Origin of the sequence: Streptomyces colwelliae (assembly GCF_048158785.1) — a bacterium.
GTDB lineage: Bacteria > Actinomycetota > Actinomycetes > Streptomycetales > Streptomycetaceae > Streptomyces.
Window position 1 is genome coordinate 51,815 of record NZ_JBLTJC010000016.1, and the last position, 10,354, is coordinate 62,168.

General features: G+C 71.3%; 10 protein-coding genes. 9 read left to right on the top strand and 1 reads right to left on the bottom strand.

The window, feature by feature from the left end:
• Positions 1-2 precede the first annotated feature (2 nt).
• From ACNFOC_RS05695 to solA, 8 genes are read left to right on the top strand one after another with little or no spacing between them, the layout of a single operon-like run.
• Positions 3-692: an alpha/beta hydrolase gene (locus ACNFOC_RS05695; RefSeq protein ID WP_416957232.1), complete on the top strand. Its 690-nt coding sequence runs from the start codon at positions 3-5 to the stop codon at positions 690-692.
• Positions 689-1,702 (top strand): ABC transporter ATP-binding protein, encoded by a 1,014-nt coding sequence (locus ACNFOC_RS05700; RefSeq protein WP_416957234.1) that lies wholly within the window; start codon positions 689-691, stop codon positions 1,700-1,702. Before ACNFOC_RS05695 ends, ACNFOC_RS05700 begins: the two co-directional genes overlap by 4 nt.
• Positions 1,699-2,682, top strand: coding sequence for an ABC transporter ATP-binding protein (locus ACNFOC_RS05705; protein WP_416957236.1), 984 nt, complete (start codon positions 1,699-1,701; stop codon positions 2,680-2,682). Before ACNFOC_RS05700 ends, ACNFOC_RS05705 begins: the two co-directional genes overlap by 4 nt.
• 12 nt (positions 2,683-2,694) lie before the next feature.
• Positions 2,695-3,459 carry an amidohydrolase family protein gene (locus ACNFOC_RS05710; protein ID WP_365302983.1) on the top strand — a complete coding sequence of 255 codons (765 nt, stop codon included), beginning with the start codon at positions 2,695-2,697 and terminating at the stop codon, positions 3,457-3,459.
• The gene (locus tag ACNFOC_RS05715; RefSeq protein WP_416957238.1) at positions 3,456-3,914 is read left to right on the top strand and encodes a cytidine/deoxycytidylate deaminase family protein; all 459 of its coding nucleotides are present in this window, start codon (positions 3,456-3,458) and stop codon (positions 3,912-3,914) included. Before ACNFOC_RS05710 ends, ACNFOC_RS05715 begins: the two co-directional genes overlap by 4 nt.
• A gap of 31 nt (positions 3,915-3,945) precedes the next feature.
• Positions 3,946-4,833, top strand: a complete 888-nt coding sequence (locus ACNFOC_RS05720) for a creatininase family protein (protein WP_416957240.1) — start codon at positions 3,946-3,948, stop codon at positions 4,831-4,833.
• An 11-nt stretch (positions 4,834-4,844) separates the two neighbouring features.
• A complete protein-coding gene (locus ACNFOC_RS05725; protein ID WP_416957242.1) occupies positions 4,845-6,302 on the top strand; it encodes an aldehyde dehydrogenase family protein in 1,458 nt (485 codons plus the stop codon).
• On the top strand, positions 6,299-8,869 hold the full coding sequence (solA, locus tag ACNFOC_RS05730) for an N-methyl-L-tryptophan oxidase (RefSeq protein WP_416957244.1): 2,571 nt from the start codon (positions 6,299-6,301) through the stop codon (positions 8,867-8,869). The genes ACNFOC_RS05725 and solA overlap by 4 nt, the downstream gene beginning before the upstream one ends.
• Positions 8,870-8,901: 32 nt before the next feature.
• Here solA and ACNFOC_RS05735 read toward each other — a convergent pair whose 3' ends face one another.
• Complete coding sequence (locus tag ACNFOC_RS05735; RefSeq protein WP_416957246.1) at positions 8,902-9,606, bottom strand: GntR family transcriptional regulator; 705 nt, start codon at positions 9,604-9,606, stop codon at positions 8,902-8,904.
• 137 nt (positions 9,607-9,743) lie between these two features.
• Here ACNFOC_RS05735 and ACNFOC_RS05740 point away from each other — a divergent pair.
• Positions 9,744-10,354: cyclase family protein (locus tag ACNFOC_RS05740; protein ID WP_416957248.1), on the top strand; the 611-nt coding region annotated here is incomplete at its 3' end.

Sequence of the window (10,354 nt, forward strand, 5' to 3'; positions counted from 1 at the left end):
GCATGGACATCGTGCTGGTCCACGGCGCCGGCGGACGGCCGACGACCTGGTCGGAGGTCCAGCCCCTGCTGGCCGCCCGCGGCCACCGGCTGTTCACCGTCACCAACCCGATGACCTCGCTGGAGGACGATGTCGCCAACACGGCGGCCGTGCTGGCGGAGACGACGGGCCCGGTGCTGCTGGCCGGGCACTCCTACGGCGGCGCGGTCATCAGCAACGTCGGCCGCGATCCGCGGGTCAAAGGCCTTGTCTACATAGCCGCGTTCGGGCCGGACGAGGGCGAGACGGTCAACGAGATCGTCGAGCGGTACCAGGAGGCCGAGATCTCCAAGTACATGCAGCGCGGCCCGAACGGTGAGTGGAAGTCCGAGACGAGCGAGGCGTTCTGGGCGGAGATAGGCCCCGATCTCTCGCCGGAGCAGCGGGCCGTGGTGGAGGCGGAGGGACGCAAGGCGGACAACCTCATCTTCACGCAGCCGACGGGCACACCGGCCTGGCGGACCCTGCCCAGTTGGTATCTGGTCGCCGATGACGACCGCACACTGCGGCCCGAGATCCAGAACGACATGTCGGCCCGGATGAAGGCCACTGTCGAGCATGTGCCGGGCAGCCACTACACGACCCTGGTGTGGCCGGAGCGCGTCGCCGACCTGATCCACACGGCGGCCATGGCCGTGGGCGAGGGTTCATGACCTCCGCGCCGGTGCTCGAAGTCCGGGACCTGCGCGTCCAGTTCGACGTTCCGGGCGGCCGGCTGCCCGCCGTGGACGGAGTGGACCTGACCCTCCACCAGGGCGAAGTCCTCGCGCTGGTGGGCGAGTCGGGGTCCGGGAAGTCCGCCCTGTCGATGAGCCTGGTCGGCCTGAACCGCGGTCCGCGCACCCACATCAGCGGCGAGGCGACCTTCAAGGGCCGGAACCTGGTCGCCGCGTCGGAGCGTGAGTTGCGCGGTGTGCGCGGCAAGGACATCACGGTCGTCTTCCAGGACGCGCTGGCCGCGCTCAACCCGCTGCACCGGGCGGGCGCCCAGGTCTCCGAGATGATCCGCGCCCACCGAGATGTGACACGTGGTCAGGCGATGGGCCGGGCCGTGGAGTTGTTCGGCGAGGTCGGCATCGCCGGCCCGGACCGCACGGCACGCGCCTACCCGCACCAGCTCTCCGGGGGCATGCGGCAACGCGTGATGATCGCCATGGGCCTGGCCAACGACCCGGCGGTACTGATCGCGGACGAGCCCACCACCGCCCTGGACGTCACGATCCAGGCCCAGGTCCTCGCGGTGCTCAAACGCGTCCAGCGCGACCACGGCACCTCCGTCCTGCTGATCACCCATGACCTGGGCGTCGTCGCCGAGGTCGCCGACCGGGTGGCGGTGATGTACGCGGGCCGGATCGTGGAGCAGGGCCTGCGCGAGGAAGTCCTGTTTCACCCACAACACCCTTACACCATGGGCCTGTTGGGTTCGGTGCCACCGATCGACGGTCCTGTCGTACGACGGCTGCCGACCATCGCGGGCAGTCCTCTGACCGGGGTGGACCGGCCGTCCGGGTGCGCGTTCGCTCCCCGGTGTCCGTTCGTCCACGACGCGTGTTCCGAACGGCCCGTACTGCGGCAGCGGCACGGCGACGACGGGCACCTCGACGCCTGTGTGCTGCCCTCCCCGGCCCGTGCCACGGCCCGCGCCCAGGGAGGCATCGCATGACCGCCGCGCTCATCCAGGCCCGCGAGTTGCGGGTCGAGTACCCGGGGCGGGCGGGCGGCCGGGTCAGGGCGCTGCGGGACGTCGACCTGGACATCCTCCAGGGCGAGACCCTCGGTCTGGTCGGCGAGTCGGGGTGCGGCAAGTCCACGCTCGGGCGAGCCCTGTTGCGCGTGATCGAACCCGCCTCGGGTCGCATCGAGTTCGACGGCACCGACCTCGTCCGGCTGCGTGGTCGCCAACTGCGCCGTACCCGGGCGGAGTTGCAGATGGTCTTCCAGGACCCGTTCGGTTCGCTGAACCCGCGCCGCAGGATCGCCGACATCGTCGCCGAGCCGCTGCTGCGGGCGCGCGGCGCCACCCGGGCCGAGGCCGCGAAGGCGGTGGCCGAGCTTCTCGACCTGGTCGGTCTCGGCGCCGAGGCCGGCGCGCGCAGGCCGCACGAATTCTCCGGCGGTCAGCGCCAACGCATCGGGATCGCACGGGCGTTGGCCTCGTCACCGCAGTTCGTCGTGGCCGACGAGGCCGTCTCCGCGCTGGACGTGTCGATCCAGGCCCAGGTGCTGAACCTGCTGTCGGACCTGGTCCGCGACCGCGGCCTGACGATGCTGTTCATCTCGCACGACCTGGGCGTCGTACGGCACATCGCCGACCGGATCGCGGTCATGTATCTCGGCCAGATCGTCGAGGTCGCCTCCCGGGACGCCTTCTTCGACGCCCCCGCACATCCCTACAGCCGGGCGCTGCTGTCCTCCGTTCCCGTGCTACGGCCCGGCGAGACGCGTGAACAGCAGGTGCTGGAGGGCGAGTTGCCCGATCCGGCGAATCCGCCCGAGGGCTGCCTGTTCCGCACCCGGTGCCCGATCGCCACGGAGCGGTGCCGCACCAGCGTGCCCGAGCTGCGCGAGATCGCGCCGGGCCGCAGTGTGCGCTGCCATCTGCCCCTGGTCTCCAGCGAGCAGCACGTCGCGAGTAGCGAGTAAGGACGAACCGCTTTGATCATCGACGCGTACAACACCACTCAGGACGTCCGCGGCCGTTCCGACTACCTCACCGGCGCCCGCAAGGGCCAGGCCCCGCCGCCGTACAAGCCCTTCGAGCCACGCCGCATCCTCGACCGGATGGACGCGGCAGGGGTGGACATGGCGATGGTGTGCTCACTCGCGCAGCGCATCGAGAACGACTTCATCGCCTCGTTGGTGGCCTCGTACCCGGACCGGTTCTTCGGCTTCGGGCAGGTGATGCCGCAGGCCGACGACGCGCTCGACGAGATCGACCGGATGGCCGACGCGGGCCTGGTCGGGCTGAAACTGCACCCGAGCCTGCACGGCTACCACGTCGCCGACCACGGCCTGCTGGACCCGGTGTTCGAGGCGTGCGCGCGGCGCGGGCTGCTGGTGCTGATCAACGCTCTCGACGACGCGTTCTGCGCGCCCCTGGCCATCGAGGAGATCGCGCGGGACCACCCCCAAGTCCCCACGATCATCGCCCACATGGGGGCCGTGTGGAACGTGCCGGAGGCGATCATCGTCGCCGAACGGCAGCCGCACGTGTACCTGGAGACGTCGGCGACGCTGATGAGCGACGTCAAGCGCGCCTACGCACGACTGGGACCCGAGAAGATCCTCATGGGCAGCGAGTGGCCCGGCTCCGACTTCGACCTGGAGCGTATGAAGATCGCGAAGGCGGTCGAGGACGAGAAGGACCGGGCGCTGGTCGAGGGCGGCAACATGGCCCGGCTGCTGGGGCTGACGGTATGAGCGCCGTGGACGCGCGGCCCGTGACCGTACCGCCGTCGATGGACGAGGACGATGTCGAACTCCTCGCCACCGCCCAGCGCTTGCTGGCCAAGGTGTGGCGGTCGGGCCGTCACGAGGTCGCGACCGCGCTGCGTACCGCCGACGGCCGGGTGCACACCGGGGTCCATGTGGAGGGTTCCTGCCGGCGCAGTTCGATCTGTGCCGAAGGCGTGGCCATGGGCACCGCCCGGGGCGCCCTGCCCGCCGGGGCGGAGCTGAGCATCACGTCGGTGGTGTCGGTGCAGATCAAGCCGGCGGGGTGGTTCCGGATCATCGCGCCGTGCGGGGTGTGCCGTGAACTGATCAGCGACTACTGCCCGGACGCCACCGTGTGGGTCACCACGGTCGACGGGGACGAGCCCGTCCCGTTGCGCGCCCTGGACCTGCTGCCCGAGAAGAGCCGACGCCGATGGTGAGCGCCGTCGATCCCGAGAAGAGCCTGTGCCGATGACGAACGCCATCGGTCCCGAGGAGAGGAGAGCCATGTCGTCCGTCTTCGTCACCGGTCCGTCCGGACGAACGATCCCCACAGGGCTCGATGTCCCCGAACTAGCCGCGCAGTTGGGCGGGTCCGGCACGCCGGTGCTGTGGGAGGAGCTGACCTGGTCGGAGGCCGGGTCCACGGCTGCCGCCCAGGACGCCGTCATCATCCCCGTCGGCGCCACCGAGCAGCACGGCCCCCATCTCCCCCTCGCCGTGGACACCCGGATCTGCGAGGCGGTCGCCCTCGGTGTCTCCGCCCTGACCGGCGTGCCCGTCGTCCCGCCCCTGAGCTTCGGGGTGTCCGCGTCCCACGGCGACTTCGCCGGGACGGTGGCCCTGCGGCCGGAGACCATGATCGCCGTCGTCGAGGACGTCATCGACTCCCTGTACGCCTCTGGAGTACGGCAGTTCGTGCTCCTGAACGGGCACATCTGGAACAACGGCGCGCTCGACGTGTCGGCCGAGAAGCTGAGGGTCCGTCACCGTGACGCGCGGGTGCGGGCGTTGGGGTACGTGACGATGTACCCGGGGCCCGAGGTCGACGGACATGTCACCTACGGCCGGGCGTTGATGCACGCCAACTTCTTCGAGACGTCCGTGATGCTGCACCTCGCGCCGGAGCTGGTCCGGATGGACCGGGCCACCTCCCACGTCGACGTCGACTCGTTCTGGGACTACCGCATGGACCAGGTCAGCGAGACCGGGGTCTGGGGCAGGGACGTGACCGACGCCAACTCCAAGCACGGCGAGGCGGAGTTCGACCGCTGCGTCCTGACCACAGCCCGGGCGGTGTCCACGGCGGTACGTGAACCGTGGCCCGACCCCACTCACCGTCCCGGACGCCCGGCGTGAAGGAGAACACCGTGGACCCCAGCATCGTGATCCCCCACCTGCCGGACTGCGAGCCCATGCTCATCGGCGGCGAGTGGACCACCGGCACGGCGACGGAACGCATCCCGGTCCTCGACCCCGCCACCCAGCAGCAGCTCACCCTCGTCGTCCAGGCGGGCTCCGCCGAGGTGTCGGCGGCGGTCGAGGCAGCCAACACCGCTCACCGGGACCGCCGCTGGCGCGGGCTGCCGCCCCGGCAGCGCCGTGACGTCCTGCTGCGCCTCGCCGACCTGGTGGAGCGCGACGCCGAGCAACTGGCGGTGCTGGACACCCTCGACAACGGCAAGGCCATCGAACGCGCCCGTGGCGATGTGGAGTTGGGCCTCCAGGCCATCCGCCACTTCGCGGGCACCCCGACCCGGCTGGAGGGCACCGTGCACGCGGCCAGCCCCGACCGGCACGTGTACAGCGTCCGCGAACCGGTCGGCGTGGTGGCCGCCGTACTGCCGTGGAACTTCCCCTTCATGATCGCCGCCTGGAAGCTCGCCCCGGCCCTGGCCGCGGGTTGCACTGTCGTGGTCAAACCGGCCGAGCAGACCCCGCTCACCGCACTGCGGCTGGCCGCACTGTGTCTGGAGGCGGGCGTGCCCGAGGGCGTCGTCAACGTCCTTACGGGCGACGGGCGTACGGGGGCGGCACTGGTCGCGCATCCCGGTGTCGCCAAGGTGTCCTTCACCGGGTCCACCGAGGTCGGGCGGCACATCATGGCCGCGGCGGCACCGTCGCTCAAGCGCCTCACGCTCGAACTGGGCGGCAAGTCGCCCAACATCGTCTTCGCCGACGCCGATCTCGACGCCGCCGTACCGAACGCCGTGCGCGCGGTGTTCGGGCACTCCGGGCAGATGTGCACGGCGGGCAGCAGGCTGCTGGTGGAGCGCACGATCGTCAAGGAGTTCCTGGACCGGCTGATCCCGGCGGTGGAAGCGCTGCGGATCGGTCCCGGCCTCGCGGGCGGCATCAACATCGGTCCGCTGGTGTCGCAGGAGCAGTACGACCGCGTCACCGGTTACGTCGAACTGGGCCTCGCCGAGGGCGCCGGAGTCGCCGTGGGCGGTGAACCGCTGCCCGGTCCCGGGTGGTTCGTGCCGCCGACAGTGTTCACGGACGTCTCCCCCGACATGCGGATCGCCCGCGAGGAGATCTTCGGCCCGGTCGCCACGATCCTGCCCTTCGACAGCGAGGAGGAGGCGATCGCGCTGGCCAACGACAGCGAGTACGGACTTGCCGCCGGTGTGTGGACCGGCAGCCTGGCCCGCGCCCATCGCACGGCCGCCGCGCTGGAGGCCGGGACCGTGTGGGTCAACACGTACAACGAGTTCGACCCCGCCGTGGCCTTCGGCGGGATGAAGCAGTCAGGCCTCGGCAGGGACCTCGGCGACGCCGCCGTCGACGGGTTCACCGAGCTCAAGAGCGTGACGATCGCCCTGTGAGCGCGCCCGTGACGGCCGGCACGGCCGCCTCGCCCCCGAATCCAACGCCCCCGCGCACCCTGAACGTCGCGGCCGAACGCGCCCGTACGCCAGGCTCGTTCACCGGCCACCACTTCAACTCTGCCGGTGCGGCGCTCCTCGCCAACGGCACCGTCGAGGCGGTCATCGACCACCTGCGCGCGGAGAGCCTGTCCGGCGGCTACGAGGCCGCGAAGCACTCGGCTCCCGCTCTGGAGGCCGTCTACGCGCGTACCGCCGAACTCCTCGGCGCCCGGCTGGAGGAGGTCGCCCTCGTCGAGAGCGCGACGGCCGGCTGGCAGCGGGCCGTGTCGGCGCTCCGACTGCGGCCCGGCGACCGGGTGTTGGCGGCCCGCTCCAGTTACGTCAGCAGCGCGCTGCATCTGCTGTCGGTCGAACGCGACCACGGTGTCCTGGTCGAGCTGCTGCCCAACGGCCCTGACGGGGCAGTGGACCTGGAAGCCCTAGAGGCGGCGTTGCGCGCGGGACCGGCCGCGCTGGTGACGGCCGCGCACGTCCCGACGTCCTCGGGGCTGGTCGAACCCGCCGCCGCGATCGGCGCGTTGGCCGGTGCCCACGGGGTGCCCTTCCTGCTGGACGCGACCCAGTCACTCGGCCAGCTGCCGGTGGACATGGGTGTCATCGGCTGCGACCTGCTCATCGGGACCGGCCGCAAGTTCCTGCGCGGCCCACGCGGCACCGGCCTGCTCGCGGTCCGCCGCCCGCTCCTGGACCGGCTCGCCCCCGAGGCACCCGACGTCCGGGGCGCCCGCTGGACCGCCGAGCGGAGCTGGGAACTGGTCCCGGACGCCAAGCGCTTCGAACTCTGGGAAGCCGCCCACGCGTTGCGCCTCGGCCTCGGCGCCGCACTGACCGACCTCGGCACACTCGGCGTCGACACCGTCGCCCACCACCTGGCCACCCTCGCCGCCTCACTGCGCGAACGCCTCTCCGCACTACCGGGAGTCCACGTCACCGACCCGCCGGCCGCTGGCGGCGCCATCGTCACCTTCGTGGTCGATTGCCTCGACGCCTCCGAGGTGCAGCGCCAACTCGCCTACCGCCGCGTCCACTTGATCGCGGTACCGGCGGGCCACGGCCGCTGGGACATGGACCACCGGGGCCTGACCAAGGTGGTCCGGGCGTCCGTCCACGTCTACAACGACGCGGACGATCTGGACGCGCTGGTCGAGGCGGTGCGCGAGATCGTCTGCTTGCAGGGGCGCGGTACGGCGTCCGCGTCCGCCATGGGCCGGCGGGATTCCGGGACGGGGGACGCGGGGGCGGATGCCTCAGGGGCGGAGAGACCGGGGTCGGGCGCCTCGATGCCGGGGATCGATCCGGCAACACCCGCGCCGTCGCTCTCGCCACCTCGGGCCACGCCCACACACACGGCCTCACAGGACCCGGTGCCGGGAATCACCCCGCACCCCACACGCCCCAACTCCCGCTGCCACGACGCGATCGTCGTAGGTCTGGGCGTACACGGCAGCGCCGCCCTACGTCACCTGGCCGCACGCGGGCTCGACGTCCTCGGGCTCGAACAGTACGGCCTGGGCCACGACTTGGGCTCCTCGCACGGCGCGACCCGGATGATCCGCCGCGCCTACCCCCACCCCGACTGGGACGCTCTGGTCGACACCGCCTACCAGGCCTGGACGGAGCTGGAGGGCGCCTCGAAGACCCAACTGCTCGACATCACCGGCGGGTTGTACGCGGCGCCGAAGGACCGCCCCGATCCCCTGCGCGGCCCCGGTTGCCGACAGGTCGACGCCGAGGACGCGGCCCGGATCTTCCCGGGACTGCGACTGCCCCCCGGTTTCACGGCCGTGCACGACCCGCGCGCCGGCATCATCGACGCGCAGGAGACGCTGCGCGCCCAACTGACCCTCGCCGAACGCTCGGGCGCCCACATCCACGACCACGCCCCCGTCCTCGGCTGGGAACCGGACGGCGACGAGGTCGTGGTCCGCACCGGCAAGGCCGTCCTGCGCACCCGCCGCCTGGTGCTGTGCACCGGTCCCTGGACGGCAGCCCAAGTCCCTTCCCTGGCACCGCATCTGACAGTCACCCGCATCGTCAACGCCTACTTCGCCGCCGACCCGGCGGGGCCCCTCGGATCCTCCGGCCTCGGCAGCTTCTCCGTCGATCTGCCGCAGGGCCTGCTGTACGGATTTCCCGCGGCCGACGGCCGCGGCCTCAAGGCAGGGCTGGACAGCGGCCCGCCCTGGGACCCGCAGGCACCCCGCCCCGAAGCGACCGGCGACGAACTCGCCCTGCTCGCCGAGGCGGTGGCCCAGGTGCTGCCCGGTGCCGGGCCCGTGACCGAGAGCCTGACGTGTCTCTACACGATGACCGCCGACCGGCGTTTCATCGTCGGCGAAGTGCCGGGCGCACCGCAGGTGTTGGTCGCGTCGGCGTGTTCGGGGCACGGGTTCAAGTTCGGACCGGCGATCGGCGAGGCACTGGCCGACCTCGTGTGCGGGATCGCCCGCCCGGACCTGGACTTCCTCTCCCCGGCCCGGCTGTTTCCCGGTGGCACCCCGTGAAGGGCCGCACCGGGACACACCGGACCCGCCGCTCAGCCGTGGAAGACGGTCTGCGAACGGCGCTCGTACCAGGCCGTCAGATGCTCACCGGAACTGATGACGTGCTCGCGCATCAACGCGTCGGCACTGTCGGCGTCGTGCGCGGCCAACGCGTCGATCACCGCCTCGTGCTGACGGATGTTCAGGTGACGGTGGCGCTCGTCGCCGGCGAGCGCGAGCGAGGAGACGTTGCGCGGGAAGCTCTCGTTGATCCGGTCGATCATCCGGGTGAGCCAGGGGTTGTCGGCCGCCTCGCAGATGACCGTGTGGAAACAGTCGTTGGCCGCCGTGGTGGTGAGTCCTCCCGCGCCTCTCGCCTCCCCTTCGGCTCGGGCCACCGCCTCGCACAGGACGGCGTTGTGCTCGCGCAGCGCGGCGAGCCCGCGTTCCGTGATCCGGGAAGCGGCGCGCCGGGCGGCCATGCCCTCCAGTTCGGCGCGCACCTCGTAGGCCTGGCGCACTTCCCAAGGGGCGGGCACCCGGACCACGGCTCCACGGTTCGGCTGCATCTCGATCAGCCCGCCGTTCTGCAGCTGGCGCAACGCCTCGCGCACCGGTGTGCGGCTGACCCCGAACTCGGTGGCCAGCGCCGCCTGGCGCAGCGGTTTGCCGATCGCCAGCTCGCCGTTCATGATCCGCGCGCGGATGCGGGCCGCGATGTCGTCGACGAGGGGACTCTCGTCAGTCTGGGGCGTCATCGGAGTCGGTCAAACCCTTCTCGGGGGCGGTCGGGGAGTGCGCGGTGGTGGAGCAGTTTCCCACGCGGCCGAGGGCGTCCACAGCCGCTCATTTTTGGATCCACTTCTATGATATCCGCATCCAATAGGAGGGCCGCATGAATCTGGACTTCGCCAAGGCGATCGACGTGTCCGTTCCCATCCATCCCGGCATGCTGCACTGGGGCCGTCGCCCCGAGGTGGAGATCGTCGAGTCGCGTACCGCCGGCGATCCCTCGAACGTGAGCCGCTGGCGGATCGGCGCCCACACCGGCACCCACATCGACGCTCCGGCCCACTTCATCGACGGCGGCAAGACGGTCGACCGGCTCGACCTGACCGCCCTCAACGGAACGGCACGCGTGCTGGACCTCACCCATGTGAAAGAGCAGATCACCGCCGCCGACCTCGACGCGGCGGGCCTCGGCACCGAGGAACGCGTACTGCTGCGCACCAGCAACTCCGAGGGCGTCCTGCGCAGCCCGTGGAAGGCCCGGGAGTGGGTCGGACTGGCCCCCGACGGAGCGGAACGCCTCATCGAGGCCGGGGTCCGCACCGCGGGCATCGACTACCTGAGCATCGAGGCGGTCGCCTACACCACCCACTGGGAGACCCACCAACTCCTGTGCGCCGCCGATGTGTTGATCCTCGAGGTCGTGGACCTCCTGCACACACCGGCCGGTGTCTACGACATGCTCTCCCTCCCCCTGCCCCTCCAGGGCGCCGAAGC

What these genes read in the sequence shown, in the direction of transcription:
- ACNFOC_RS05705 (WP_416957236.1), top strand. Translation starts at nt 1,699, where the DNA reads ATGACCGCCGCGCTCATCCAGGCCCGCGAGTTGCGGGTCGAGTACCCG.
- ACNFOC_RS05720 (WP_416957240.1), top strand. Translation starts at nt 3,946, where the DNA reads ATGACGAACGCCATCGGTCCCGAGGAGAGGAGAGCCATGTCGTCCGTC.
- ACNFOC_RS05715 (WP_416957238.1), top strand. Translation starts at nt 3,456, where the DNA reads ATGAGCGCCGTGGACGCGCGGCCCGTGACCGTACCGCCGTCGATGGAC.
- ACNFOC_RS05735 (WP_416957246.1), bottom strand. Translation starts at nt 9,606, where the DNA reads ATGACGCCCCAGACTGACGAGAGTCCCCTCGTCGACGACATCGCGGCC.
- ACNFOC_RS05700 (WP_416957234.1), top strand. Translation starts at nt 689, where the DNA reads ATGACCTCCGCGCCGGTGCTCGAAGTCCGGGACCTGCGCGTCCAGTTC.
- ACNFOC_RS05695 (WP_416957232.1), top strand. Translation starts at nt 3, where the DNA reads ATGGACATCGTGCTGGTCCACGGCGCCGGCGGACGGCCGACGACCTGG.